We start from the raw sequence: 25610 nt of genomic DNA, 5'->3' as shown, positions 1-25610 counted from the left end.
CCCCTGAATGCGGGACGAATCCGGCATCGGTGGGGCGGCAAGTGCAAGATCGACGGCGTGAGGGCCGGGCCTCGGAGAGCATCCCGAGGATGGGTCAGGGGAGATCCGCGTTCACCTGGACCGTCGTGCCGGAGCCGAGGGACAGGCCGATTCGTCGTCCCACCAGGTCCAGGAGGGGCGGCTCGGATGAGGTGGTGGGGCTCGGCTCGCCGGTGGGGCCGGGCTCTCCGGTCGGAGCCGGGTCGCCCGTCGGGCTCGCGGTCGGCGCCGGGGTCACCTCGTCGGCAGGAGGGCTGGACGGTTCGGCGGGTGCCGGCGGACGGTCACCGGTGTGCGTCGGCGACGGCCGGGCGGCAGGTAGCGCGGTGGTGAGGACCCGTTCGCCCGACCACGCCGTCGTATTCGAGGGACGCTCCGGTCGCGGCGCGGGCCGGGTCGGCCGGGGCGCCGGGGGAGACGACGGATCGGCCGGAGTCACGACGGGCGCCGCCGAAGGAGCAGTCGTCGTGGCGGGAGTTGCGGCCGGCCGGCGCGGCGGACCGGTCTGCCCGGCCGTGGCCGTCCAGGTGCCGGCGGAGGTGACGCCCAGCAGCACGGCCATCGCTGCGACGCCGGCCGCGGCCAGCCGCTGGGGGAGCGCCCGCTCGGCCGGGGCGTCCCACGGGCCGAGCGGCCGGGGTGGCCGGGGCCGGGCGGCCCGGTGGGCGGACCGCAGCGCCTCGACGTCCTCGACGACCGCCCGCCGCGTACAGGCCGCGTCGGCGTGGGCCAGGGTGAGGTAGAAGCGGGCGTTCGCCGCGCCCGGCGCCGGCACGCGCAGGCCCGCCGGTATGCCGCCGTCGACGTCGTGCAGCAGGGTCACCGGACGGTCCGGGTGATGTCCCAGGCCGCGCAGATCACGCAGTGGCCAGTCCCGCCGGACGTCGTGCCCGGCAAAGGCCACCCGCCGGTCGGTCACCACGGCGGCGCCGCTGTCGACCACGCGCAGTCCCGCCGGTAGCGGGCCGTCGGCCGGATCGAGGCAGCCGGAGAGCGTACGGGCCGGAACCGGCAGTCCGGGCAGGTGCCGGGCCGTGGCCTCGACGAGGTCGACAGTGGGCAGGATGCGGTAGACGACCTCGCCGTCGTCCAGCGGTACCGGAAGCGTGGTGCCGGGCAGCGCACAGCCACGGAAGCCCGCTGCCTCCGTCGCCAGTCGATCGAGGTGCTCGGCGCGACGCCGCCAGATCCGGGCCGCCGCCTCGTACCTCTGACGCCCGCGCTCGTTCTCGCGCCGCGCCCAGGCCAGCCGCCGCCGCGGATGAACTCCGATCGCATCGGGTCGCCTCGCCGTCACACCAGGTACAACGCCCTGCGGAGAGCGCAGATACGTGAGCGCGGCTATCGTCCGGTTTGGCAATGGTATGCCCGTGATTAGACTTCGAGCATGCCGCGGATCGTCCAGTTGCTGGCCTCGCCCGTGCACCGGTACGTGGGCCGCCCCGCGGACGGACCCGCCCCCGCGCCACCGGGCGAGCTGGTCGACCGGGTGGAGCTTCGGGCCGGACTGGGCGTCGTCGGTGACCGCTACTTCGGCCGTCCCGCGCACCGGCAGGCGAGCGTCACGCTGATCGCGCGGGAGTCGCTGCCGCCCGGCGCGGACCTCACCCAGCTGCGACGCAACGTGCTGACCGACGGCATCCCGGTGGACGAGCTGGTCGGCCGCGTCCTCACGCTCGACTCCGGCGACGGCCCGGTCCGGCTGCGCGTGCACCGGGCCGCGCCGCCCTGCGCCTGGCTCGACGTGGTGGTCGGCCCCGGTACGTGGAAGGCGATGCGCCGCCGCGGCGGCGTGCGGTGCGCCCCGCTCACCGACGGTGTCCTGCGCGTCGGGCCGGTCACCGTGTCCGTGGACGATTGACCCGGTTCGGGAACTTTTCCCACCCGAGGGCCGACCAACCGGGGGCGACCGGCACTCCGGCGCCGGCAGGAGGGACGCCAGGAATGAACCGAGCGGGGCGCGCATCCGTACCGTCCGGCATGAGCACGCCGGACCGGCGGGCCGGCCGCGGATGAGCCCGGACGCCGACGACGAGCAGGTGACCGGGTGGGCGCGCCGCGCCGCCCGGGGAGACCAGCTGGCCGCGGCCGCGTTCGTCCGGGCCCTCCAGGCGCCGGTGTGGCGTTTCCTCGCCCACCTCGCCGGGCCCGGCGAGGCCGACGACCTCGCCCAGGAGACGTTCCTGCGCGCGCTGCGCAGCCTGCCCGGCTTCGCGGGCCGGTCGTCGGCGCGTACCTGGATCTTCACGATCGCCCGCCGGGTCGCGGTGGACCACGTGCGGGCGGCGACCGCCCGGCCCCGGGTCGCCGCGCTGCCGGACTGGCAGGCCGCCGCCGAGACGGCCGGCGCGGTGACCGGCGGCGGGGAGGACGGCGTCGTGCTGCGCGGTCTCATCGCCACGCTGGCGCCGGACCGGCGGGAGGCGTTCGTGGCCACCCAGGTGCTCGGCCTGTCCTATGCCGAGGCGGCCGAGGTGTGCGGCTGCCCGGTGGGCACCATCCGCTCCCGCGTGGCCCGGGCCCGGGAGGACCTGGTCGCCGCCTGGTCCGGCGACGCCCGCCACCGCCGGGCCCGCTGAGACCGCGACCGCCGGGACTCGGCGGGGCCGCGACCGCCGGGGCCTGGCGGCGGGACCACGACCGCCGGGGCCGGGCGGGACTACCGGGACGCAGAGGCCCGCGCGGCGGACCGTCAGGCGGCGCGCCGGTCGTCGCGGGCCTGTGCGGGGTACGGGCCGGGCGGCACCAGCCGCAGCGACGGCGCGGCCGGTTCCTCGGTCCGCAGCGCCCACCGGGATCCCTCCGACCGGCGCTGACCGGGCGGGGTGTCGCCGGGGCGCCGGCCGAGGCGGGACAGCACCAGCATCACAGCCCAGCCGACCAGCAGGAAGCCGTGGCTGACCAGCCGGGTCATCGCCACCTGCCCGGTGATCAGGTCGTTCACCGACAGCAGCACGAGCGTGGCGACGAACGCGCTGAGCATCGGCAGCAGGCCGGACGGGGCGGACCGGCGCGCCGCCACGTAGAGGAATCCGGCGCCGACTGCCACGTTCCAGGCCGCCGACTCGTGCCACAGGTGCTGGCCGGAGGCGTGCGCGTGCTCGACGACCGCCTCCCGGCCGATCTGGGCCAGGCCGAGTACGAGCTGCACCGCGCCGAGCAGGCCGAGTGCCCCGCGCAGCCCGAGCGTGATCCGGTGGCGGCGGCTGGGCCGGGGCGGGGGAGCGGCTGCGAGGACCGCGTCGACCAGGTCGGGCACCCGCGGGGCGAGCTGCGTACGGGCCCGCCGGGTCACCGACGCGGCCGAGTCGAACCAGCCGCGGCAGCCGGCGCAGCCGGTCAGATGGGTCTCGGCCGCCTCGATCTCCGACTCGGACGCCTCACCGTCCAGCTGTGCCGACAGGATCTCCCGCCACTGCTCACACACCATGTAGGGATAGTCGTCGGGACACCCCGCCTGGTTCCCGGCGGGGTGCGGGTCACGTCCGCGTGGCCGGTGACCGTTCCGCCCACGCGTGCAGCGCGTCCCGGTCGTCGGCCGAGTCCAGGTTCAGCGCCGCCTCGATGAGGGCGAGATGGGTGAACGCCTGCGGGAAGTTGCCCAGGGCGGTGCCGTCGGGCGCGCGTTCCTCCGGGTGCAGGCCGAGCGGCCCGGCCCGGCGGGCGAGCCGGTCGAAGATCTCGCGCGCCTCGCCGTGCCGGCCGGCCAGCACCAGCGCGGAGACCAGCTCGAAGGAGCAGAGCAGGAACGCGCCTTCGGTGCCGGGCAGCCCGTCGTCGACCCGGTAGCGCCGGATCAGGTCGGGCGCGACGGCGAGGTCGGCGCGGATCCGCTCGACGGTGGCGACCATCCGCGGGTCGTCGCCGGGCAGGAACCCGACCAGCGGCATCCGCAGCAGCGACGCGTCCGGCTCGGTGCCGCCGTACGCCATGACGAAGCTGCCGGCGCGCTCGTCGTACCCGCGGTCGAGCACCTCGGCGTGCAGCGCCTCACGTTCCCGGCGCCACCGGTCCACCGGGGCGGTGCGGTCGCCGAGCAGCCCGGCGAGGCGGATGCCCCGGTCCAGGCAGACCCAGGTCATCACCTTCGAGTTGACGTAGTGCCGGCACGGGCCGCGGATCTCCCACACCCCGTGGTCCGGTTCCCGCCAGCGCTGCGCCATGGTCTCGACGTGGCGCCGCAGCAGCGCCCACTGCGGGCCGGTCAGCTCGCCGGTGAGCAGCTGGTAGGCCAGCGCCGCGTCGAGGATGTGCCCGTACGTGTCGAACTGGATCTGGTGGGCCGCCTCGTTGCCGACCCGCACCGGCGCCGAGCCGGCGTAGCCGGACAGGTGTGGCAGCTCGCGCTCCTCGGTGGGGTGGCCGTGGATGCCGACGAGCGGCGCGAGCGGATGCTGCCGGGCGCAGACGCCGAGCAGGAAACGCAGGTAGCGGCGGCCCTCCTCGGCGTGGCCCAGGCGGAACAGCGCGAGCAGCAGCAGCGCCGCATCCCGGTGCCAGGTGAAGCGGTAGTCCCAGTTGCGAATCCCGCCGATCTCCTCGGGCAGCGACGTGGTCGGGGCGGCCAGCAGCGCGCCGGTCTCGTCGTAGGACAGGCCGCGCAGCACCAGGGCGCTGTGCCGGACCGCGCCGGCTGCGAAGCCGTCGTAGTGGCCGCGCGCCGACCAGGCCCGCCAGGTGGCGGCGGTCCGCTCGGTCAGCTCGCCGGCGTCGGCGAGCGGGGGCACCGGGTCGGCGTACCCGAGCAGCAGCGTGGCGTCCTGCCCGGCGCGCAGCTCCGCCTCGGCGACGAGCGTGCCGCCCTCGACGCTGACCGGCAGGTCGCTGTACAGCCGCAGCGGCGTGCCCTCGGCGTGCCAGCCGGTACCGTCGCGCCGCCAGCGCACCGGACGTGTCCCGTATCCGGGTCGGGGAGTCAGCTCGGCGCGGACCCGCAGCAGGCCGTCGGTGACCCGCAGCCGGCGCACCAGCACCCGCTCGGCGTGGATCGGCCGGTCGGCGGCGCCGGGCCGGACCGCGAGCAGGTCCTCGCCGGCCGCCGTGCCGGACGGGCCGGCCCAGGCGTTCTCCAGCACCAGCGTGTCCGGCCGGTAGCGGCGTCGCGGCGCCGGGCAGCCGGCGACGGTGAGCGTGAACCGGCCGCCCGCGTCCCGGTCGAGCAGCCGGGCCGCCACCGCGTCGCCCGCCGCGTCCGGTACGCAGAACCACTCGACCGCCCCGTCCGGCGCGACGAGCGCCGTGGTGTGCGTGTCGGACAGGAACGCGTACGCGTCGATCGGCGGGAACGACGGCGGCGACTCGGGCACGGCGGTGACTACCCGGGGCGGGCACGGGTAAGCGGGCCCGGGAGGGCCGCTGTGACACGCGAGTTCGTGAACTGGTCCGGCAGCCTCCGCTTCACGCCGGCGGAGCGGGCCGAGCCCGCCGACGAGGCCGAGGTGTGCGCGCTGGTACGCCGTGCCCGGGAGAGCGGCGCGACCGTCCGGCCGGTCGGCTCCGGGCACTCGTCCAGCCCGCTGGTGCGTACCGACGGGATCCTGCTGAGCCTGGACCGGCTGTCCGGCGTGATCTCCGACGACGGGCGCCTCGCGACCGCGTGGGCCGGCACCAAGCTCAGGGCGCTGGGCGAAGGGCTCTACGACGCCGGGCTGGCCATGGACAACCTGGGTGACGTCGACTACCAGTCGATCGCCGGGGCGACCGCCACCGGCACCCACGGCACCGGCATCGGCTTCGGAAACCTGAGCACGCAGGTCACCGGCGTACGCCTTATCACCGGCACCGGCGACGTGCTGGACGTCGACGCGCGCCGCAACCCGGACCTGCTGCCCGCCGTCCGTCTCGCCCTCGGCGCGCTCGGCGTGGTCACCCGGATCACGCTCGACGTGCAGCCGACCTACCAGCTGCACCGCCGCTCCTGGTGCGCGCACCTGGACTGGACCCTCGACCACCTCGCCGAGCTGCAGCACACCAACCGCAACATGGACTTCTACTGGTACCCGCGCAGCGACCGCACGCAGGTCCGGGTGATCAACCGCATCGACACGGACGCCGCGCCGGAGCGGGCGGAGGTCCGGTTGCCGGACGGCGAGCCCCGGCAGAGCCAGGTCGGGCCGACCCACCGCACCATTCCCCGCGACCGGGAGCTGCGCTTCGAGGAGATCGAGTACATGCTGCCGTCGGAGGCGTTCCCGGCCTGCTTCGCCGAGGTACGCCGCCGGGTACGCGACCGGCACCGCCGGGTGGCCGCCTGGCGGGTGCTCGTGCGCACCATAGCCGCCGACGACATCTGGCTCAGCAACGCCTACGGCCGCCCCACCACCACGATCGCCTGCCTGCAGAACACCTCGCTGCCGTACGAGGAGTACTTCCGGGACGTGGAGGCGGTGTTCCGGCACTACGGCGGACGCCCGCACTGGGGCAAGAAGCACTGGCTCGGCGCGCGGGACCTGCGTCCCCTCTTTCCCCGCTGGGACGACTTCCAGGCGGTGCGCCGCCGGCTCGACCCGGACGGGGTGTTCCTCACCCCGGACCTGGCCCGCCTGCTGGAGGAGTCGTGAGCGGGCCGGTCGGCGCCCGGATCTGGGTGGTGCCCGGCGGGCACGTGCCCTTCCCCGCGCACGGCCCGGAACCGGCGTTCACCGCGTTCGACCAGCTCTGCGTGCTCAACGCCGCCGACGAGGACGCCGAGCTGGAGCTGGACTTCTACTACCAGGACGCCGAACCGGTCGGACCGTACCGGATCCGGGTCGGCGCCCGACGCATCCGGCACGTGCGGGTGAACGACCTGATCGACCCGGAGGCGGTACGGCTGGACCGCCCGTACGGCTGCGTGCTGCGCTCCCCGGTCCCGGTGGTGGTGCAGTTCCTGCGCCAGGACACCCGGCTGCCCGGCGTGGTGGCGCTGACCGGCACGATGGCGTACCCCGGGTGAGGTTCGAGCGGGCGACCGCGGGTACCCCGGCGCATGCGGGATGCCGTCGACCGGGTACGCGACGCCGGGCGGTCGAGCCGCCGGAGGCTGCGCACGTACTTCCTCGTGGCGGTCCAGGCGGGCCTGGCCGCGACGTTGGCCTGGACGGTGGCCCGTGAGCTGCTCGGCAACCCCGACCCGACGTTCGCGCCCGCCGCGGCGGTGAGCGTCATCGCCGCCTCGCTCGGCAACCGCACCCGGCGGACCGTGGAGCTGGTGGTCGGGGTGGTCCTCGGCATCGTCGTCGGCGACCTGCTGGTGCGTCTCTTCGGCACCGGCCCGTGGCAGACCGGCGTGATCGTGTTCCTGGCGGTCTCCGCGGCGGTACTCGTCCGCGGCACCGGCGCGCTCGTCACCCAGGCCGGCGGTACGGCGGTCCTGGTCGCCACGCTGACCCCGGTCTCGCCCGACCTGGAGCTGCCCCGGACCGTCAACGCCCTCGTCGGCGGCGTCGTCGGCCTGCTCGTGGTGCTGGTGATCGCGCCGCTGAACCCGCTGCGCGCGGTCCGCCGCGTCGCCGACCCGGCGCTCGACACGTTCGCCAGCCAGATGACCGCCTCGGCGGAGGCGCTGGCCCACGCCGACGTGCGCGCGGCCGACGAGGTGCTGGCCCGGATGCGCGCCGCCGAGACGGAACTGGACCGCATCGACGAGATGGTCGGCGCCGCCGACGAGGTGGTCCGCTTCTCCCCGGTGCGCTGGCGGCGACGGCGGGCCCTGGCCGCGTACCGGCGCGGCGCCGAGCACCTGGACCGGGCGTTCCGCAACAGCCGGGGCATGGTCCGCCGGATCGGCACCGCGTTGCGGGACCGGGAGCCGGTGCCGCCGGAGCTGCCCGCCGCGCTGGAACACTTCAGCGAGGCGATCCGGCTGCTGCACCGGGCGTCCCTGGCCGCCGACGAGCCGGTCGCCGCCCGGGAACGGGTGCTGCGCGCGGTCCGCGCCGCGGGCGAGGCGTGCCGGCAGGACATCGGCTTCTCCGGCACCATCGTGGTGTCGCAGCTGCGGACCGTCGCCAACGACCTGCTGCGCGCCACGGGCGTACCCGCGGACGAGGCCCGCCGCCAGGTCCGCCGCGCGGCGGCGGCCCGCTGAACGGGCCGCTCACACCTCGGTCAGGCGGGACTTCTGCACCTTGCCCATCGCGTTGCGGGGCAGGGCGCCGACCAGCCGCACCTGCCGGGGGCGCTTGTGCGCGGACAGGTGCCGCGCCACGAAGTCGATCAGCTCCGCCTCGGCCACGCCGTCGCCGACCACGTACGCGGTCACCTGCTGCCCCAGGTCGGGATGGGGTGTGCCGACCACCGCCGCCTCCCGCACCCCCGGGTGGGCCAGCAGCGCGTCCTCCACCTCGCCGGCCCCGATCCGGTACCCGCCGCTGGAGATCAGGTCGGTGGCGGCCCGGCCGACGATCCGGTGGGCGCCGTCCGGGCCGACCGTCGCGACGTCGCCGGTGCGGAACCAGCCGTCCGCCGTGCGGGTGGCCGCGTCGGCGTCCGGCCGGTTCAGGTAGCCGTCGAACAACGTGCCGCCGCGTACCTGGAGCTCACCCATCGCGCCGGCGGGCAGCGGGCCGCCGTGCTCGTCCACCACCCGCGTGCGCACGCCGGGCAGCGGCACGCCCACCGTGCCGGGCCGTCGGGGACCGTCCGCGCGGGCGCTCACCGTCACGAGCGTCTCGGTCATCCCGTACCGCTCCAGCGGCCGGTGCCCGGTCAGCCCGGCCAGCGCCGCGAAGACCGGCTCCGGCAGCGCCGCGCTGCCGGACACCAGCAGCCGGGCGCCGCGCAGCGCCCGCGCCGCCGCGGGTTGCGCCGCGATCCGCGACCAGATCGTGGGTACGCCGAAGTACATCGAGGCGCCCGCCGCCGCGTACCGCTCGGGGTGGGGCCGGCCGACGTGGCGCAGGCGGCTGCCGACGCGCAGCGGGCCGAGCACGCCGAGCACCAGTCCGTGCACGTGGAACAGCGGCAGGCCGTGCGTCAGCACGTCGTCCGGGGTCCACGCCCACGCGTCGGCGAGCCCGTCCAGGCAGGCGGCGATCGCGCGGCGGGACAGCACCGCGCCCTTCGGCGCGCCGGTGGTGCCGGAGGTGTAGAGGATCAGCGCGGTGGCCGCCGGGTCGGGCTCGGGGTGCCGGGTGTCCGAGCGCCGGGCCAGGTCCAGCGGCACGACCGGCGGCGAGCCGGCGTCGGCGTCCGGTGCGCCCGGCGCCGCCAGCAGCAGCTCCGCGCCGGAGTCGCGCAGGATGTGGTCGCGTTCCATCGGGCCCGCGTCGGGCGGCACGGGCACCACCGCCGCGCCTGCCAGCAGCCCGCCGACCACGCCGACCACCGTCTCCAGGCTCGCGGTGGCGGGCACGGCCACCCGGGCCGCGCCGCGCAGGTCGTCGGCGACCGCCGTCGCCGCCCGGCGCAGCTCCACCCAGGACAGCGACCGGTCTCCCACCCGCACCGCGCCCGGGCGGTCGTCGGTGGTCTCGGCGAGCCGGCTCAGCAGCGACACGGGCACCCCTTTCACCGGTACGTCCGCCCGGTGTGTCGGCGGATCCACCGTGACCGTAGCCGGGGCGGACACCCCGGCCCGGCGCGCCGTCAGGAATGTGTCATCGTGGTCGGCGGCGAGGGAGGGATGGGCATGTCGGGTCCGTTGCGCGGGGTGCTGGTCGCCGACTTCTCCCGGATCCTCGCCGGGCCGTACGCCACGATGCTCCTGGCCGACCTCGGCGCGGACGTGGTCAAGGTGGAGGCGCCCGGCGGCGACGACACCCGCGGCTGGCGGCCCCCGGTGCGCGACGACGTCTCCACCTACTACCTCGCGGTGAACCGCAACAAGCGCTCGCTGGTGCTCGACCTGACCGATCCCGGCGACCGGACGCTGGCGCGCCGGCTGGCCGACCGGGCCGACGTGCTGATCCAGAACTTCCGTCCGGGCGCGCTGCGCCGCTTCGGCCTCGACCACGACACGGTCACCGCCCGCAACGCCCGCCTGGTCTACGCCTCGATCAGCGGCTTCGGCGCCGCCGGGGGCGCCGACCTGCCCGGGTACGACCTCATGGTGCAGGCCGCGGCCGGGCTGATGAGCCTCACCGGCGACGCGGACGGCCCGCCCTACAAGGCCGGGGTGGCCGTGTTCGACGTGATCGCCGGACTGCACGCGGCGGTCGGGATCCTGGCCGCCCTGCGGCACCGGGAGGAGACCGGGCGCGGGCAGCACGTCACAGTGGACCTGCTGTCCTCGGCGTTGTCCGGGCTGGTCAACCACACCAGCGCGTACGTCGCGGGGGGAGCGGCGCCGCACCGGATGGGCAACGCGCACCCGAGCATCGTGCCGTACGAGCCGCTGCCCACGGCCGACGGCGAGCTGGTGGTGATCGCCGGGAACGACGGGCAGTTCCGTACCCTCTGCCGGGTGCTCGGAGTGCCGGAGCTGGCCGACGACGCGCGGTTCCGCCGCAACGCCGACCGCACCGCGCACCGCGACGAGCTGCGGCCGCTGCTGGTGGCGGCGCTGTCCCGGCGCGGCAGCGCCGAGTGGTTCGCCTTGCTGCGTGCGGTGGGCGTGCCGTGCAGCCCGATCAACTCGGTGGCCGAGGGGGTCGCGCTGGCGCAGGGGCTCGGCCTGGAGCCGGTCGTGGCGGCCGGCGGAGTGCCGGGCATCCGCAACCCGATCGGCCTGTCCGAGGCGCCGCCCCGCTACGACCTGCCGCCGCCGGGCCTCGACGAGCACGGCGCGGAACTGCGCGCCTGGCTCGCCGCCGAGTGAGCCCGGCCCCCCGCCGGGCGGCTCGTCAGAGCGTCTCGACCAGGCGGAAGCGTTCCAGCACGGCCAGGGTGTCGTCGTCCACCGTGAAACCGGGGTCGCCGAGCCAGCCGCGGTAGTCGTCGCCGTGCCAGAACCGCTCGTGGCCGGCCCGCCAGGCGGCGACCGTCTCGAACCCCTCGCCCTCGTCGCGAGCGTGGTCGAGGTCGACGTCGCCGAGGCGGGCGACGCGCACCTCGACCAGCTCGATCACCGCCACCGGCCGGCCGTCGGAGTCGATGACCGCCGAGCGGGTGCCGACTGCGGGCAGCTGCTCGCCGTCGATCTCGTAGTCCTGGACCAGACCCGTGGTGGTGGTCTTGCTCCCGTCGAGCACGGCGGCGACGAGCTGGTCGCGCAGCGGGCCGGGAAACGCGAACTCGAAGGTGGGCAGGTCGGCGTCCATGCCGCGCAGCGTAGCCGGGTCACGCGGGGCGGGCGAGCGCCTTGCGCGGCACCCGGCCAGTCAGCCCGGCCAGTCAGCCCCGGCCGCTCAGCCCGGCGGCGGCAGCGTCCGGTCGAGCCAGTCGAGCAGCACCCGCTCGTACTGCGGGCTGACGCCGTCCAGGTCCTCGCGCTCCCCGAGCGTGGGGGCGTGGTCGCAACCGGCCAGCCGGGCCACCGTCAGCTCGGCGTCGCGGCCCGCCCGCCGCCACACGGCGAGGCTGTCCTCGATCGGGATCCACGCGTCCGTCTCGCCGTAGCAGAGCAGCACCGGGCCGGTCAGCCGCGCCAGCACCGGCGCCGGGTCGTAGTCCATGTCGGTCCAGGTGCCGGGCGTGGCGGGCAGCTCGTCGGGCAGGAAAGCCAGCGGGAACCAGGGGCGGCGCACGGCGACGTCCAGCTCTGCCTGCGCCACCGCGCGGGGCACGTCGCCGCGCAGGAAGTCCTCGGCGAGTGCGCGCAGCCGGGCCAGCTCAGCCACGTCGGCGGGGCCGTACCCGTTGCGGCGCAACTGCTCGGCTGTGCCGTAGCGCATCTGCCTCGCGGGGCTCACCCCACTGCACCCGACCAGGACCAGGAAGTCAACCGGGCAGCGGGTGGCGGTCAGCGCCGCCGCCCACGCGCCCTGGCTGAAACCCCAGAGCCCCACCGGGGCCGCCCCGACGTGCCGGCGCAGCTCGGCGAGCGCGGCCGACGCGTCCGCCGCCTGGTCGGCCAGCGGCACGTCGTGCCCGCCCGGCCGGGGGCGGCGGTCGTAGCGCAGCACCGCGATCCCGGCCGGAGGCAGCAGCCGGGCCAGGTGCGCGTACAGGAAGTAGGAGCGCCGCTCGGCGTGCGAGCCGTGCAACACCACGAGGCCACCGCGTACCGGCCCGGCCGGCAGGTCGAGGACCGCCGGCAGGCTCGCCGCGCCGACTGTCGTCTCCACGCCGGGCAGTGAACCACGAACCGTCCCGGCCGGTGGTCCCGGCCGTCGTCCGGAACACCCGCGTGCGTACGCTGACCAGGTACGTCGCCGCGACCGTGGAGAACCGCCATGACCAGCCCCGCACCCCGTACCGTCCGGGTCGCCCGCCCCGAGGACGTGGCAGCCCTCGTGGACCTGATCGAGTCGGCGTACCGGGGCGAGCGCAGCCGGCAGGGCTGGACCCACGAGGCGGACCTGCTGGCCGGGCAGCGCACCGACCCGGAGATGGTGGCCGCGGCGGTCACCGGCCCGGGCGGCGTGGTGCTGGTCGCCGAGCAGGGCGGCGACCTGGTGGCCTGCTGCCAGCTGGAGCGCCGCGACGACCACGTGTACTTCGGGATGTTCGCGGTGGCCCCCGGCCGGCAGGGCGGCGGCGTGGGCCGGGAGCTGCTGGCCGAGGCCGAGCGCTACGCGGCCGAGCAGTGGCACGCCGGCGAGATGCGGATGACAGTGATCGTCCAGCGCGACGACCTGATCGCCTGGTACGAGCGGCGCGGCTACGTGCGCACCGGTGAACTGAGCCCGTTCCCGTACGGCGACGAGCGCTTCGGCGTGCCGCTGCGGGCGGACCTGGCATTCGAGACGCTGCGCAAGAAGCTCGGCTGACTCAGCCCGGCCGGTCGACGAGCGCCACCAGCTTCTTCGGGGCCAGCACGCAGTAGCTCTCGGTGAGCAGCTCGGCGACCTCGGTCCAGTCCGTGTCCGCGTCCAGCCGCAGCCCGACCACGTCGGCGGCCCAGTCCGGCTTGAAGAAGTGCGGCCCGGCCGCGAGCAGCCCGGCGATCTCGTCGCCGGGGGAGCGGAACGTCATCACGCAGACCGGCTCGTCGGTTGCCGCGGCCCGCGCGTACGCCGCCTGGTGACCCGGGTCGACGGTGAGCACGTGGGCGAATGTCCGGCCACGGACGCGCCATCGCACGCCCACCCAGGCCGCTTCCTCGTAGGTCTCCGGCAGGCCGAGGCAGACCGGCCGCAGGCGGTCGAGGTGCTCGGGTGGGACGTCTCCGGGGCCGGTCATGCGCGCAGGCTAGCCGCAGCCTCCGACAATCCGGCCGCACCGGCGTGGCGGCCCGCCGCCGCGCGTCCGGGACGGAAATGTCGTAGCCGGGGAGTACGACAGCGATGAGTTTCGGTGAGCCGCACGGTCATTGCGGGGAGAACCCCTCGGACGAGAGGACGAGACATGAGCGGCGTACGAGTACTTGTCGGCACGCGCAAGGGCGCGTTCATCCTGACCTCGGACGGCAAACGCGACGACTGGACCGTCGACGGGCCGCACTTCGGCGGCTGGGAGATCTACCACCTGACAGGTTCACCTGTCGAACCGGACCGGCTGTACGCGTCCCAGTCCGGCGGCTGGTTCGGGCAGCTGATCCAGCGCTCGGACGACGGCGGCCGGACCTGGGCCACTGTCGGCAACGACTTCGCCTACAGCGGCGAGGTGGGGCAGCACCTCTGGTACGACGGCACCCCGCGCCCGTGGGAGTTCAAGCGGATCTGGCACCTGGAGCCGTCCCGCCACGACCCCGACACCGTGTACGCGGGCGGCGAGGACGCCGCCCTCTACCTGTCCACCGACGGCGGTCAGAAGTGGTCCGAGCTGACCGCGCTGCGGCAGCACCCGACCGGCCCGTCCTGGCAGCCCGGCGCGGGCGGGATGTGCCTGCACACGATCATCCTCGACGCGGCCGACCGGGACCGGATCTACGTCGCGATCTCGGCGGCCGGCGCGTTCCGCAGCGACGACGGCGGCGCGAGCTGGCTGCCGATCAACAAGGGTCTGCGTTCCGGCGAGATCCCCGACGAGGACTCTGAAGTCGGGCACTGCGTGCACCGGCTCGCCCAGCACCCCTCCCGGCCGGACACGCTGTTCATGCAGAAGCACTGGGACGTCATGCGCACCGACGACGCGGGCGCCAACTGGCGGGAGGTCAGCGGCGACCTGCCGACCGACTTCGGCTTCCCGATCGCGGTGCACGCGCACGAGCCGGAGACGGTCTACGTGGTGCCGATCACCAGCGACTCGCTGCACTACCCGCCGGAGGGCAAGCTGCGCGTCTACCGCAGCCGTACCGGCGGCGAGCACTGGGAGCCGCTGACCGAAGGGCTGCCGCAGTCGCACTGCTACGTCAACGTGCTGCGCGACGCGATGGCCGTCGACACGCTCGACCCGTGTGGCATCTACTTCGGCACCACCGGCGGTCAGGTCTACCACTCGGCCGACGGCGGCGACACCTGGGCGCCGATCGTGCGGGACCTGCCGGGCGTGCTCTCGGTCGAGGTCCAGGTGCTGCCGTGATCCGGGTGGTGCTGCCGGCACACCTGAAGAACCTGGCGCACGTCACCGGCGAGGTACGCGTCGAGGTGGCCGGGCCGCCCACCCAGCGGGAGGTGCTCGACGCGCTGGAGACCGCGTACCCGATGCTGCTCGGCACGATCCGCGACCGGCACAGCGGGAAACGCCGGCCGTTCGTCCGCTTCTACGCCTGCGAGCTGGACCTCTCCAACGAGTCCCCGGACGACCCGTTGCCGGAGGAGGTGGTCGCCGGCAAGGAGCCGTTCATCGTGCTCGGCGCCATGGCGGGCGGTTGAGCGGCACGACCGGCGGTTGAGCGGCACGACCGGGAACCGCGCTCGCCAGCGCCACGTCTGACCGGCATGACCCGTCACGGATACCGGACGCTCGGATGCACGCTGACCGTCGCGCTGGCTCTCGCCGGCTGCACCGCGTCACCGCCGGCCGCCGACCCGCCACCCACCGGGCGGGTCGTACCGGCCGGCGGGCTGCGGCTGGTGGCGTTCGACGGCTGTGACGAGGCGCTGCGGCAGCTCCGCACGGCCGCGAAGGCGGCGGTCGGCCCGTGGGGATTCGGCGCGGACGACCTCCGGCAGTTCAGCGCGGAACGGGCGACGGCGCTCGGCGGCGTCGCCAAGGACGCGAGCGGGGCGTCCGCGGCGGGCTACTCCGGCACCAACGTGCACGAGGCCGGCGTGGACGAACCGGACCTGGTCAAGACCGACGGGAAGCGGATCGTCACGGTCACCCGGGGCGTGCTGTCAGTGGTCGACCCGGCGAGCCGCCGCGTGACCGGCCGGCTGGCGCTCGATCCCGACGTCGAGCGGTTCTCCGGCGGCGAGGCGAGCCTGCTGCTGCACGGCGATCGGGCGCTCGTGCTGCTGCGCGCCGGCCGGACCGTCAAGGGCCCCGTACCGGGCAGGCAGACCCGCCCGGGCACCACCCCGCAGGCCCGGCTGGTCCTGCTGGACCTCGCCGGACCGCCGCGCGTGGTCGGGGAGTACCGGATCGACGGCCTCCTGGTCGACGCCCGGCAGTCCGGCGCGACCGCCCGCGTGGTGATCCGGTCCGCGCCCCGGCTCGACTTCCCCTACCGGCCCGATCGCAAGACGGACGCCCAGCGGATCGCCGCCAACCGCGCGGTCATCGACAAGGCCACGCTCGACGACTGGCTGCCCCGCTACGAGATCCGCGACGACGTGCGGACCGTCGGCACCGGACGGATCGGCTGCGACCGGGTCAGCCGGCCGGCCGGCTTCTCCGGCGCGTCGATGGTGACCGTGCTCAGCTTCGACCTGGGCGCGTCCGCGCTCGGCGCCGGTGACCCGGTCACCGTGGCCGCCGACGGCGACACCGTCTACAGCAACGGCGCACGCCTCTACGTCGCCAACGACCAGCGCTGGCGGACGTGGCGTGGCGGGCCGTCCGCGGCACGCGACACCAACACCGAGATCTACCAGTTCGACACCGCAGCGGGCACGCCCCGCTTCGTCGCCGCCGGGTCCGTGCCGGGCTGGCTGATCGACCAGTACGCGCTGTCCGAGTGGGACGGTCACCTGCGCGTGGCGACCACGACGGGCGACACCTGGGGCCGGCGGACCACCTCGCAGTCCGGCGTCTACGTGCTGCGCACCGACGGCGCCACGCTGACGCGGGTCGGCGCGGTCACCGGCCTGGGCAAGGGCGAGCGGATCTTCGCGGTGCGGTTCGTCGGCGGCACCGGATACGTGGTCACGTTCCGGCAGACCGACCCGCTGTACGGAGTGGACCTGCGTGACCCGGCCGCGCCCCGGGTCACCGGCGAGCTGAAGATCAACGGGTATTCGTCGTACCTGCACCCGGCCGGCGACGGCCGCCTGATCGGGGTCGGCCAGGACGCGACCGAGCAGGGACGGGTGACGGGCACGCAGGTGTCGCTGTTCGACGTGGCCGACCCGGCCCGGCCGGCACGGATCGCCCAGCACCACGTCGCGGGCGGCTGGTCCGAGGCGGAGAACGACCCGCACGCGTTCCTGTACTGGGCGCCGGAGCGCCTGGTGGTGATCCCGGTGCAGCGGCCGGGCGTGGTGACCGACCGGGCCGACAGCGTCAAGGGCACCCCGTCCGGCGGTGTGCTGGCGCTGCGCATCGGCGACAAGGGCTTCACGGTCGCCGGCGCCGTCGACCATCCGGGCGCGCTCACCGACGGCGGCGAGTGGGCCCCGATCCGCCGCTCGCTGATGATCGACGGCGTGCTCTGGACGGTCTCCGACGCCGGTCTCAAGGCGACCGCCCTGTCCGGCATGACCACCCTGGCCTGGGTGCCGCTGACCTGACGCGACGGCCGGACCTCGCCGCGCCACGGGCGCGCGACGAGGTCCGGCACGTCACTGTTCCAGCGCCGCCTCGGCCGCCGCGACCTGCGGGCCGACCCGCAGCGCGTACGCGACGACGCCGCCGAGGAGGAACATCGCGGCGGTGACCGCGGCGATCCGGTTGCCCGGCTCCTGCGCCATCCACAGCGCCACCTGCCGCCAGGCCGGCCCGCCCGGCGCGGCCAGGAACGCCCCCAGGGCGGCCCAGGCGGTCGGCACCTGCCAGGCGGCCCGCGCGCCGGCCAGCGCGGCGCCGAGCCCGACCAGCCCGATCAGCCCGGCCGTGTTGCGGGCCAGCACGGCCGGCGGCCCGAAGTCGGCGCCGAGAACCCGGGCGGCGGCCAGCATCCCGACCACCGCCGCGCCGTACGCGAGCAGGTGCCCGGCCCGGCGCGGCGGCCAGGACCACGCGGCGGTCCGCTCCAGCGCCGCGTCGGTGCCGGCGAGCGTCGGCCCGAGCGGCGCCACCGCCAGCGCGGTGGTGAGCACGGCGAGGCCGGCGGGCACCTCGGGGTGGTCGGTGAAGGCGGACCAGGCGACGGCCATCACGGCCACGGCGACCGCGGATCCGGCCAGGGCGGCGGGCAGCCGGCGGGACCGCACGTACAGCGGCAGCCAGCGGCTCACGGCGCGGCCCGCCCGGTGAGCGCCGGCATCAGGTCCGGCTCGCAGCGCGTGGCCGCGTCCCGCAGCGCGGTGACCCGCCGCAGCTGCTCCGGCTCGGGCAGCGCACGCAGTTGCCGCACCCCGGCCCGGATCTCCTCCTGCTGCTGGTCGGCGTACCGGTATCCGGTCCAGGAGTCCCACAGCCGCACCGTCTCGGTGTCCAGCAGCCAGGCCGCGACGATCGCCGGGGCGATGTCGTCGCCGCTGCGCCCGCAGCCGGACCACATGGTGCCGCCGCCCAGGGCGATGCGCTCGGCCACGTCCGCGGCCCGGCCGGTGTCCGGGTCGACCTCGAGGAGGAACTGGACGGTGCCGGGCGCGGGCCTGGGCCGGTGCCACTGCTCGCTGTCGTTGCTGCCGATGGTGTCCAGCCGCAGTTCCACCGCGCGGGTCGGCGCGCCGGGCAGCTTCGCCAGCGCGTTCAGCCCTCGGCGGGCCTCGGTGGTGACCTCGGGCAGCAGGTGCGCGTTGACTGCCGTGACGCACACCTGCGGCGCGCCGTCGGCGCAGACGTAGCGGCGCGCTCCCGCGTCGAGCTGCCAGATCCCGGCCGGGCCGGGCACGCCGATCAGCACGAGACCCACAACGCCGCCGGCCAGCCCTGCGAGCGCGCCGGCCCGGGTCAGCCACGACCCGCCCGCCGCCAGTAGCAGGCCGGCGAGGACCAGGCCGGCCCCCAGCGCCAGCCGGCTCAGCAGCAGCCGGTCCGACAGCGTCTCCCACGGCGTGTCCGGCGGCCAGTTGATCATGAGAGACACGTTCGACACCTTGCTGTCCCCACCGACGAGCATGGACGTGCCCTCCTGCGCGACCAGCGCGGCGGCGGCCAGCAGCGGGGGCAGCAGCGGTGAGGACCACAGGCGGCCGACGGCCGTGCCGCACCAGGCCGCGCCGACGAGCACCAGCACGTCGACCAGGGGCCCGGCGAGCCCGCGTACGCCGAGGTAGGCGCCGCCGGTGGCGATCAGTGCCGCGCCGCCGGCGAGCACGAGCAGGTGCGCGGCCCCGACGGCGACGCCGAGCGCGGTCATCGCCGGCAGCGCGCGCTGCCAGCGGGGCCGGCCGGTGCTGTTCATCAGCTCGTCGGCGCGGGTGCGCCGGTCCCGACGGCCGAGCACTGCGCCGCCGGCCAGCGCGAGGGGCATCAGGAAGAACACGGCGGAGGAGTGCACGTAGCCCAGCCGCAGCCACTGTCCCTGCCAGAAGCTGTACATACTGGCGACGCCGAGGATCCCGATGGCGAGGAGCAGCACCGCCACGGCCGGGGCGTTGGAGCGGCGCAGTTCGACGCGTACCTGTCGGATCATCACGCGCCCCGGTGCTGCTTGAGGAGGTACGAGTAGCCGCGCTCGGCGGCGCTGTCGCCGACGCCGCCGGTCTCGCCGTGGCGGACCAGGTCGGCGGGCAGGCCCTGGAACACACGGGCGCCGTTGTCCATCAGGATCACGTCGGAGCAGGCCGCCACCACGTCCTCCACCAGGTGGGTGGAGACCAGCACGCAGGCGTCCGCGCCGAGTTCGCGGATCAGCTCGCGGAACTCGACGCGCTGTTCCGGGTCCAGGCCGACGGTCGGCTCGTCGAGCAGCAGCAGCTCCGGTTCGTTCACGATCGCCTGGGCGATGCCGGCCCGGCGCAGCATGCCGCCGGACAGCGACTTGAGCTTGGCGTCGGCCCGGTCGGTGAGGCGTACCCGGTCGATGGCCCGCTGGGCGGCGGCCGGCACCGCGGAGGCGGGCATCTCCCGCAGCCAGGCCACGTACTCGACGTACTCCCGGACGGTGAACCGGGGGTAGTAGCCGAACTGCTGCGGCAGGTAGCCGAGGCGGCGGCGCACCGGGCGCAGCTCACGGGTGGTGGCGGCGTCCGCGCCGAGCAGCCGCAGCACACCGGCGTGCGGCTTGACCACAGTGGCGAGGGCGCGCATCAGCGTGCTCTTGCCGGCGCCGTTCGGGCCGAGCAGCCCGTGCACGCCGCTGCCGAGCGTCAGGCCGAGGTTGTCGACGGCCAGGTGGCGGCCGGCCTTCACCGACAGTCCCACCGCCTCGATCCGCCAGGCGTGCCGGGTCGGCGCCACCTCGTCGGCGCTCACTGCGCGTACCAATGTCGTCTCCTTCTCGGGGCAGGGTGGTCCGCGGCGCCGGCGGGGCGCCGTGGCGTGGTTCCGGGGGCCGGCGTCAGCCGGCGGGCCGCCGCAGGTGTTCGGCGCGCAGCGCGGTCAGCACTGTGAGCACGACGGCGGCCGTCGCCCAGGCGGGCATGGTGGCGGGCCGGAGCAGGGCCTCGGTCGCGGCGGCGGCGCGTGCCGATTCGGCGCCGCCGGTGAACGACACGGCCGCGACCGCCGCGAGCCAGCCGCCGCCGAGGACGGCGGCCGCGAGCGGCACGCCGACGCGGCTGCCGAGCAGCAGCGTCGCCGCGGTGAACGTCAGGCAGGGCAGCAGCCACAGCGCGGGGTTGCGGCCGACCGCCAGGCCGGCCACCGCGAGCACCGGCGCGACCAGGAGCAGAACCGCGAGGGTACGGCGCAGCAGCAGTTCCAGCCCGGCGCGGGCGGTGCCGGCGACCACCTCCCAGTTCGGGTTGGCGCGTCGCGACCAGGCCACCGCGAGCCCGGCCAGCGGCGCCACCGGCGCGAGCAGCAGCACCGCCGACGGCTGGTCCGGGTAGTTGCGGTCCAGCAGCACCGCGGCGAGGATCGCCGTGCAGGTCATGGCCGCCCAGGCCAGCAGCGACCAGTCGGTCCAGCGCAGCCACCACCGCCGCAGCGGGCGCCTGCGCACCGGTCGTGGCCCGGTGCGGGCCTGTTCCAGGATCGCCTCCCGGGCGTCGCCGAGCAGGGCGCGCAGCGGCGGGGTGGCCAGCTCGCCGAGCCGGTCGCGGCACTCCGCGCAGCCCTCCAGGTGCACCTCGATCGTCCAGGCGGCGGCGTCGTCGGGGCTGCCCGAGGCGTACGCGGCCAGGGCCGACGGGGGAACGTGAGCGGTCATGCCAGTGCCTCCCGTAGCGCGTTGCGGGCACGCCGCGCCCGGCTCTTCACGGTGCCTTCGGGCACCCCCAACAGGACGGAGGTCTCGCGGACGGTCAGGCCGTCCAGGACCATGGCGGCCAGCACCGCCCGCAGCTCCGGTGCGAGGGCGTCCAGCGCGGTGCCCACCTCCGAGCCGAACGACCCGGCGAGCGCCTCGTCCTCGGCGGCCGGCGCGCTGCGTACCGGCAGCACGTCGGTCGGCACCTCCTGCACGCGGGCGCGGCGGCGCAGCGCGTCGACCAGGCGCCGGGCCGCGATGGTCCAGATCCAGCCGGCGGCCGAGCCACCGGGCGCGTCCGCGCCACCGGAGGGCCGGATCCCGCTGAACGAGCCGGCGGCCCGCCACACCGTCAGGTACGTGTCCTGGAGGACCTCGGCGACGATGCCGTCGTCGGCGCAGCGCCGCCGAAGCCGGATCGCGAGCCACGGCGACGTACGCCGGTACAGCTCGTCGAACGCGTCCAGGTCGGCGCGTGCGACCCGCCGCAGCAGCCGCTCCTCGTCCTGTTGGCTTCCTCCCACGCCTAGATGGTCGTTCACGGCGCCTCCGACGGATCACGGCGCGGCGTGACCTGGGTCACACCGTGCCGTGGGTGGGTGTCCGTCACTCCGGTGCGGCGAACGGTCCCTTCGGCCCGAACGCCAGCGCGGCGAACCGCTCGCCGATGCGGCGGTCGGCGGCCGGGTCGGGGTGCAGCTCGTCGGGCAGCGGCAGTTCGGCGTAGTCGGCCTCGCCGTACAGCTCCAGGCCGTCGAGGTAGTGCAGGTTCGGGTCCGCCGCGGACCGGGACGCCACGATCCGGGCCAGCTCGGCGCGGATGACGCGCAGCGTGAGCCGACCGGCGGTCACCTGGGCCGGGTCGCCGGTGGCCCGGAACCGCATCCGCCCGTCGACGAACTCGACCGCGCCCGGGCCGGGCGTGTCCTCCTGGATCGGGCACAGGATCGACGACACGACCAGCAGCGGGGTCTGCGGATGCCCCTCCCGGATGGTGTCCAGGAAGCCGTGCACGGCGGGGCCGAACGCGCGCAACCGCATCAGGTCGCTGTTCACCACGTTGATGCCGATCTTGACGCTGATCAGGTCGGCCGGGGTGTCGCGCATCGCGCGGGCGGTGAACGGGTCGAGCAGCGCGCTGCCGCTGAACCCGAGGTTGACCAGCTCCACGCCGGCGAGCGTGGCGGCGATCGCGGGCCAGGTGCCGGTGGGGCTCTCCGCGTCCGAGCCGTGGCTGATCGAGCTGCCGTGGTGCAGCCACACCCGGCGTCCGTCCGTGTCGGCCGGCTCGACCGGCGCGTCCGTGCGCAGCGCCACCAGTTCGGTGATCTCCCGGTGCGGCAGCCAGATCACCACCTCCTTGTCGGTGGCGGGCAGGTCGGTGAAGCGCACCGTGGCGACCGGGCCCGCCTCGACGCCGGACGTGCCGGTGGCGAGGTCGATGGTGAGCACCCTGCCGCCGTCGGCGGTGGCCTGGCCGGCGAGGCGGCCGTCGACGACCAGGTCGTAGCGGCCGTCGGGACGCGGCCCGGTGCCCCGGTAGACCATCTTCGTGGGCAGCACGTCCAGCTCGACTGTGGTGGCGCGGGTACGGAACACCAGCCGTACGCCCGAGGGCATCGCCTCCGCCGTCATCAGCTGCGGGTCGACGTTCTGCGCCCGGGCCCACGCGGGCAGCCGGTGCGGCAGCACCCCGTCCGCTGTGTGTTCCAGGTCGAGCGCGCCGCGAAGCAGGTCGGTGGTGATCGGGGTGGTGATGTGCCGGGATGCCATGATCCCGATCCTGCCCTCGGAGCCGGGGGAGCGGCCACCTGATTCATCCGACAGGCCGGACTCGTCACGCCGGTTCAGCCGGTCAGCACCCGCTCCACGTACCGGGCGGTCATGGTGGCGAGCACCTGGTCCGGGTCGGTGGCCCACACCTCGGCGTTGAAGATCTCCACCTCGACGTCGCCTGAGTACCCGGCGGCCTCCACGGCGCGGCGCAGCGGCGGGAAGTCGATGTGCCCGTCGCCCATCATGCCGCGGCCGAGCAGCACGTCGGCCGGCAGCGGGGTGAGGAAGTCGCACACCTGGAAGCTCGCGATCCGCGTTCCGGCGCGGGCGATCTGCCGCCACACGTCCGGATCCCACCAGACGTGGAACGTGTCCACCACGACGCCCACCTGCTCGGCCGGAAACGCCTCGGCCAGGTCGAGCGCCTGCCCGAGCGTGGACAGCACCGCCCGGTCGGCGCAGTACATCGGGTGCAGCGGCTCCAGCGCGAGGCGTACCCCGCGCTCGGCGGCGTACGGCGCCAGCTCGGCCAGCGCGTCCGCGACCCGCCGCCGGGCACCCGCCAGGTCGCGGGAACCGGGCGGCAGGCCGCCGACGACCAGCACCAGGCAGGCGGCGCGCAGCGCGGCGGCCTCGTCAATGGCGCGCCGGTTGTCAGCGAGGGCCTCGGTTCGTCCGGCCTCGTCGGCGGCGGTGAGGAACCCGCCCCGGCACAGCGACGACACCCGCAGCCCGGCGTCCGCGACGAGCCGCGCCGCGGCCGGTACGCCGATTCCGGCCACCGGTTCGCGCCACAGCCCGATCGCCGGGATGCCGGCGCGCACACACCCGTCGACCGCCTCCGCCACCGACCAGCGCCGCGTGGTGCGCTGGTTGAGCGACAGCCGGGCCAGCCGGGGGTCGGCGGTCATCCGGGCACGCCCGCGACGTCGAGGTACGCGCGCATCCGCCGCGCCGCCAGTTCCGGGTCGCACAGCAGCCCGGCCGCGTCGGCCAGCCGGAACGCCTCGACCAGGTGCGGTACGCCGCGCCCGCCGTGCAGGCCGCCGACCATGGTGAAGCCGGGCTGCCGCCCGTTCAGCCAGGACAGGAACGCGATGCCGGTCTTGTAGTACGGCGTGGGCGGGGCGAACAGGTGCCGGGACAGCGGCACCGTCGGGTCCAGGATCGCGCGGAACCCGGCCGGGTCGTCCGCGTCGAGGCGTCCCAGCGCTGCCGACGCGGCCGGGGCGATCGCCGCGAACGCGCCGAGCAGCGCATGGCTGAACCGCTTCCCGTCGCCCTCGATCAGCTCCGGGTAGTGGTAGTCGTCGCCGGTGTAGACCTTCACGGCCGGCGGCAGCAGCTCCCGCAGCCGCACCTCCCGGCCCGCGTCGAGCAGCGACACCTTCACCCCGTCGACCAGGCCGGCGTGGGCGTGCACCAGCGCGGCGAACGTCGCGGTGGCCTCGTCCAGGTCGGTCGAGCCCCAGTAGCCGGACAGCGCCGGGTCGAACATGTCGCCGAGCCAGTGCAGCACCACCGGCGCGCCTGCCTCCCGCAGCACCCGTTCGTAGACGCGCAGGTAGTCACCGGGGCCGGTGGCGAGCGCGGCGAGGTGCCGGCTGGCCATCAGCACCGGCGTGGCGCCGTACTCCTGAACGACTGCGACCTGCTCGGCGTACGCGGCGACGACCTCGTCGAGCGTGCCGGGCACGCCGGTGAGCTGGTCGGTGCCGGCCCCGGCGACGATGCGCCCGCCGCAGGCGGCGGCCTCGGCGGCGCTGCGCCGGATCAGCTCGCGGGTGGCCGCCCAGTCCAGGCCCATCCCGCGCTGCGCGGTGTCCATCGCCTCGGCCACACCGAGGCCCCACGACCACAGGTCGCGCCGCACCGCGAGCGTCGCGTCCCAGTCCAGGTGCGCCGGGCGGCCGGGGGAGTTGTCGGCGTACGGGTCGGCGACGACGTGCGCCGCCGCGTACGCGATCCGGCCGGCCGGCGGCGCGGACGGCCACCCCCAGGCGGGGGGTTCCCGCAGCGTCAGCCGCTGGGTGCCGCCGTCCGGCGTCGGCAGCGTGATGCGCGTGCTCACCGGGGGATCTCCTCGATCTGCACCCGCCGTCCCTCCCGCGCCGAGCGCAGCCCGGCCTCGGCCAGTTGCACGCCCCGGGCTCCGGCCAGGAAGTCCCACGGGAACGGCGCGTCGTCGACGACGTGGCGCAGGAACGCCTCCCACTGCACCTTGAACGCGTTGTCGTGCTCGCCGTTGTCCGGCACTGTCTGCCACTGCGCGCGGAACGGCTCGGTGACCGGCAGGTCGGGGTTCCACACCGGCATCGGGGTGGCGCCCCGGTGCTGGATGCGGCAGTCGCGCAGCCCGGCCACCGCGCTGCCGTGCGTGCCGTCGACCTGGAACTCGACCAGCTCGTCCCGGTGCACCCGGACCGCCCAGGAGGAGTTGACCTGCGCGACGATGCCGCCGGCCAGCTCGAAGATGCCGTACGCGGCGTCGTCGGCGGTGGCCCGGTAGCCGGCGCCGGTCTCGTCGACGCGCTCGGGGATGTGCGTGGCGGTGACGGCGGTGACGGCGGTGACCGGGGCGATGATCTGCTCCAGCACGTAGTGCCAGTGCGGGAACATGTCCAGCGTGATGCCGCCGCCGTCCTCGGCGCGGTAGTTCCAGCTCGGGCGCTGCGCGGCCTGCCAGTCGCCCTCGAACACCCAGTAGCCGAACTCGCCGCGCACGGACAGGATCCGGCCGAAGAAGCCGCCGTCCACGAGCCGCTTGAGTTTGCGCAGGCCGGGCAGGAACAGCTTGTCCTGCACGACGCCGTTGCGGACGCCCTTGGCGGCGGCGAGCCGGGCCAGCTCCAGCGAGGCGAGGAACCCCTCGGCGAGCGGCTTCTCGGTGTAGACGTGCTTGCCGGCCTCGATCGCCGCCCGGATCGCCTTCTCCCGCGCGGTGGTCACCTGCGCGTCGAAGTAGATCTGGTGGGCGTCGTCGGCGAGCGCCGCGTCCAGGTCGGTCGTGTACGCCGGCAGCCCGTGCCGCTCGGCGATCTCGGCGAGCCGGTTCTCGTCGCGGCCGACCAGGGTCAGCTCGGGCCAGATGCGGCTGCCGTCGCGGGCCGGCACGCCGCCCTGTTCGCGGATGGCGAGCAGGGACCGGACGAGGTGCTGCCGGTAGCCCATCCGGCCGGTGACGCCGTTGAGAATGATGCCGACGGACGTGCGTTCCACTGTGCCTCCCGGCCGTGAATGCGCTTTCAGTAAGCGCTTTCAGGGTGCT

Annotated in this window: 26 protein-coding genes; 10 read left to right on the top strand and 16 right to left on the bottom strand. The window is 75.4% G+C overall.

Annotated elements, in window-relative coordinates:
- Positions 1–94: 94 nt before the first annotated feature.
- Entirely contained in the window at positions 95–1336 is a 1242-nt protein-coding gene (locus F8279_RS07405; RefSeq protein WP_225853178.1) for a hypothetical protein, read from the bottom strand.
- A 90-nt stretch (positions 1337–1426) separates the two neighbouring features.
- On the opposite strand from F8279_RS07405, the gene F8279_RS07400 reads away from it, so the two are divergent.
- Positions 1427–1900: a molybdenum cofactor biosysynthesis protein gene (locus F8279_RS07400; RefSeq protein ID WP_091427063.1), complete on the top strand. Its 474-nt coding sequence runs from the start codon at positions 1427–1429 to the stop codon at positions 1898–1900.
- 151 nt (positions 1901–2051) lie between these two features.
- On the top strand, positions 2052–2618 hold the full coding sequence (locus F8279_RS07395; RefSeq protein ID WP_091427062.1) for a sigma-70 family RNA polymerase sigma factor: 567 nt from the start codon (positions 2052–2054) through the stop codon (positions 2616–2618).
- Between the two features lie 113 nt (positions 2619–2731).
- Here F8279_RS07395 and F8279_RS07390 read toward each other — a convergent pair whose 3' ends face one another.
- Positions 2732–3469 carry a zf-HC2 domain-containing protein gene (locus F8279_RS07390; protein WP_091427061.1) on the bottom strand — a complete coding sequence of 246 codons (738 nt, stop codon included), beginning with the start codon at positions 3467–3469 and terminating at the stop codon, positions 2732–2734.
- A gap of 49 nt (positions 3470–3518) precedes the next feature.
- Positions 3519–5345, bottom strand: a complete 1827-nt coding sequence (locus tag F8279_RS07385; RefSeq protein ID WP_192580646.1) for a glycoside hydrolase family 15 protein — start codon at positions 5343–5345, stop codon at positions 3519–3521.
- Between the two features lie 51 nt (positions 5346–5396).
- Between F8279_RS07385 and F8279_RS07380 the strand changes: the two genes are divergently transcribed.
- The 3 genes from F8279_RS07380 to F8279_RS07370 are packed head-to-tail and all read left to right on the top strand — an operon-like array spanning position 5397 to position 8107.
- Positions 5397–6599 carry a D-arabinono-1,4-lactone oxidase gene (locus F8279_RS07380; RefSeq protein WP_151499472.1) on the top strand — a complete coding sequence of 401 codons (1203 nt, stop codon included), beginning with the start codon at positions 5397–5399 and terminating at the stop codon, positions 6597–6599.
- Positions 6596–6973: a sensory rhodopsin transducer gene (locus tag F8279_RS07375; protein ID WP_091427059.1), complete on the top strand. Its 378-nt coding sequence runs from the start codon at positions 6596–6598 to the stop codon at positions 6971–6973. The genes F8279_RS07380 and F8279_RS07375 overlap by 4 nt, the downstream gene beginning before the upstream one ends.
- A 33-nt stretch (positions 6974–7006) precedes the next feature.
- A complete protein-coding gene (locus F8279_RS07370; RefSeq protein WP_151499471.1) occupies positions 7007–8107 on the top strand; it encodes an FUSC family protein in 1101 nt (366 codons plus the stop codon).
- A 9-nt stretch (positions 8108–8116) separates the two neighbouring features.
- On the opposite strand, the gene F8279_RS07365 is transcribed toward F8279_RS07370, so the two are convergent.
- A complete protein-coding gene (locus F8279_RS07365; RefSeq protein ID WP_151499470.1) occupies positions 8117–9517 on the bottom strand; it encodes an acyl-CoA synthetase in 1401 nt (466 codons plus the stop codon).
- A 132-nt stretch (positions 9518–9649) separates the two neighbouring features.
- Between F8279_RS07365 and F8279_RS07360 the strand changes: the two genes are divergently transcribed.
- The gene (locus F8279_RS07360) at positions 9650–10777 is read left to right on the top strand and encodes a CaiB/BaiF CoA-transferase family protein (protein WP_151499469.1); all 1128 of its coding nucleotides are present in this window, start codon (positions 9650–9652) and stop codon (positions 10775–10777) included.
- Between the two features lie 25 nt (positions 10778–10802).
- Here F8279_RS07360 and F8279_RS07355 read toward each other — a convergent pair whose 3' ends face one another.
- Both F8279_RS07355 and F8279_RS07350 read right to left on the bottom strand, forming a co-directional pair.
- Positions 10803–11219, bottom strand: a complete 417-nt coding sequence (locus F8279_RS07355; protein ID WP_151499468.1) for an ASCH domain-containing protein — start codon at positions 11217–11219, stop codon at positions 10803–10805.
- Positions 11220–11306: 87 nt separating this feature from the next.
- Positions 11307–12185, bottom strand: a complete 879-nt coding sequence (locus tag F8279_RS07350) for a S9 family peptidase (RefSeq protein WP_151499467.1) — start codon at positions 12183–12185, stop codon at positions 11307–11309.
- Positions 12186–12293: 108 nt separating this feature from the next.
- Here F8279_RS07350 and F8279_RS07345 point away from each other — a divergent pair, with 108 nt between their 5' ends.
- Entirely contained in the window at positions 12294–12830 is a 537-nt protein-coding gene (locus F8279_RS07345) for a GNAT family N-acetyltransferase (RefSeq protein ID WP_151499466.1), read from the top strand.
- A gap of 1 nt (position 12831) precedes the next feature.
- Here the strand turns inward: F8279_RS07345 and F8279_RS07340 are convergent, their stop codons facing one another.
- Positions 12832–13242, bottom strand: coding sequence for an MmcQ/YjbR family DNA-binding protein (locus tag F8279_RS07340; RefSeq protein WP_030272444.1), 411 nt, complete (start codon positions 13240–13242; stop codon positions 12832–12834).
- 165 nt (positions 13243–13407) lie between these two features.
- On the opposite strand from F8279_RS07340, the gene F8279_RS07335 reads away from it, so the two are divergent.
- The 3 genes from F8279_RS07335 to F8279_RS07325 all read left to right on the top strand — a co-directional run bounded on the left by F8279_RS07335 (position 13408) and on the right by F8279_RS07325 (position 16835).
- Positions 13408–14523 (top strand): exo-alpha-sialidase, encoded by a 1116-nt coding sequence (locus tag F8279_RS07335; RefSeq protein WP_151499465.1) that lies wholly within the window; start codon positions 13408–13410, stop codon positions 14521–14523.
- Positions 14520–14816 carry a MoaD/ThiS family protein gene (locus F8279_RS07330; RefSeq protein ID WP_013286186.1) on the top strand — a complete coding sequence of 99 codons (297 nt, stop codon included), beginning with the start codon at positions 14520–14522 and terminating at the stop codon, positions 14814–14816. Before F8279_RS07335 ends, F8279_RS07330 begins: the two co-directional genes overlap by 4 nt.
- A gap of 66 nt (positions 14817–14882) precedes the next feature.
- Complete coding sequence (locus F8279_RS07325) at positions 14883–16835, top strand: beta-propeller domain-containing protein (protein ID WP_225853177.1); 1953 nt, start codon at positions 14883–14885, stop codon at positions 16833–16835.
- A 51-nt stretch (positions 16836–16886) separates the two neighbouring features.
- Here F8279_RS07325 and F8279_RS07320 read toward each other — a convergent pair whose 3' ends face one another.
- The 9 genes from F8279_RS07320 to F8279_RS07280 all read right to left on the bottom strand — a co-directional run bounded on the left by F8279_RS07320 (position 16887) and on the right by F8279_RS07280 (position 25561).
- Positions 16887–17501, bottom strand: coding sequence for a hypothetical protein (locus F8279_RS07320; protein WP_151499464.1), 615 nt, complete (start codon positions 17499–17501; stop codon positions 16887–16889).
- Positions 17498–18847, bottom strand: a complete 1350-nt coding sequence (locus F8279_RS07315; protein ID WP_151499476.1) for a hypothetical protein — start codon at positions 18845–18847, stop codon at positions 17498–17500. The genes F8279_RS07320 and F8279_RS07315 overlap by 4 nt, the downstream gene beginning before the upstream one ends.
- A complete protein-coding gene (locus F8279_RS07310; RefSeq protein WP_091427049.1) occupies positions 18847–19641 on the bottom strand; it encodes an ABC transporter ATP-binding protein in 795 nt (264 codons plus the stop codon). The genes F8279_RS07315 and F8279_RS07310 overlap by 1 nt, the downstream gene beginning before the upstream one ends.
- Positions 19642–19714: 73 nt before the next feature.
- Complete coding sequence (locus F8279_RS07305; protein ID WP_091427048.1) at positions 19715–20527, bottom strand: zf-HC2 domain-containing protein; 813 nt, start codon at positions 20525–20527, stop codon at positions 19715–19717.
- A complete protein-coding gene (locus tag F8279_RS07300) occupies positions 20524–21108 on the bottom strand; it encodes an RNA polymerase sigma factor (RefSeq protein ID WP_208577260.1) in 585 nt (194 codons plus the stop codon). The genes F8279_RS07305 and F8279_RS07300 overlap by 4 nt, the downstream gene beginning before the upstream one ends.
- A gap of 64 nt (positions 21109–21172) precedes the next feature.
- Positions 21173–22339: an SGNH/GDSL hydrolase family protein gene (locus tag F8279_RS07295; protein WP_151499463.1), complete on the bottom strand. Its 1167-nt coding sequence runs from the start codon at positions 22337–22339 to the stop codon at positions 21173–21175.
- Positions 22340–22413: 74 nt separating this feature from the next.
- On the bottom strand, positions 22414–23253 hold the full coding sequence (locus F8279_RS07290; protein ID WP_151499462.1) for a sugar phosphate isomerase/epimerase: 840 nt from the start codon (positions 23251–23253) through the stop codon (positions 22414–22416).
- Positions 23250–24413, bottom strand: coding sequence for a dihydrodipicolinate synthase family protein (locus F8279_RS07285; RefSeq protein ID WP_151499461.1), 1164 nt, complete (start codon positions 24411–24413; stop codon positions 23250–23252). The genes F8279_RS07290 and F8279_RS07285 overlap by 4 nt, the downstream gene beginning before the upstream one ends.
- Positions 24410–25561: a Gfo/Idh/MocA family protein gene (locus tag F8279_RS07280; RefSeq protein ID WP_151499460.1), complete on the bottom strand. Its 1152-nt coding sequence runs from the start codon at positions 25559–25561 to the stop codon at positions 24410–24412. Before F8279_RS07280 ends, F8279_RS07285 begins: the two co-directional genes overlap by 4 nt.
- Positions 25562–25610: the final 49 nt, after the last annotated feature.

Origin of the sequence: Micromonospora sp. AMSO1212t (assembly GCF_008868145.1) — a bacterium.
GTDB lineage: Bacteria > Actinomycetota > Actinomycetes > Mycobacteriales > Micromonosporaceae > Micromonospora > Micromonospora tulbaghiae.
The sequence above is the reverse complement of the archived record's forward strand: the minus strand, read 5'-3'. Positions and strand labels throughout refer to the sequence as shown.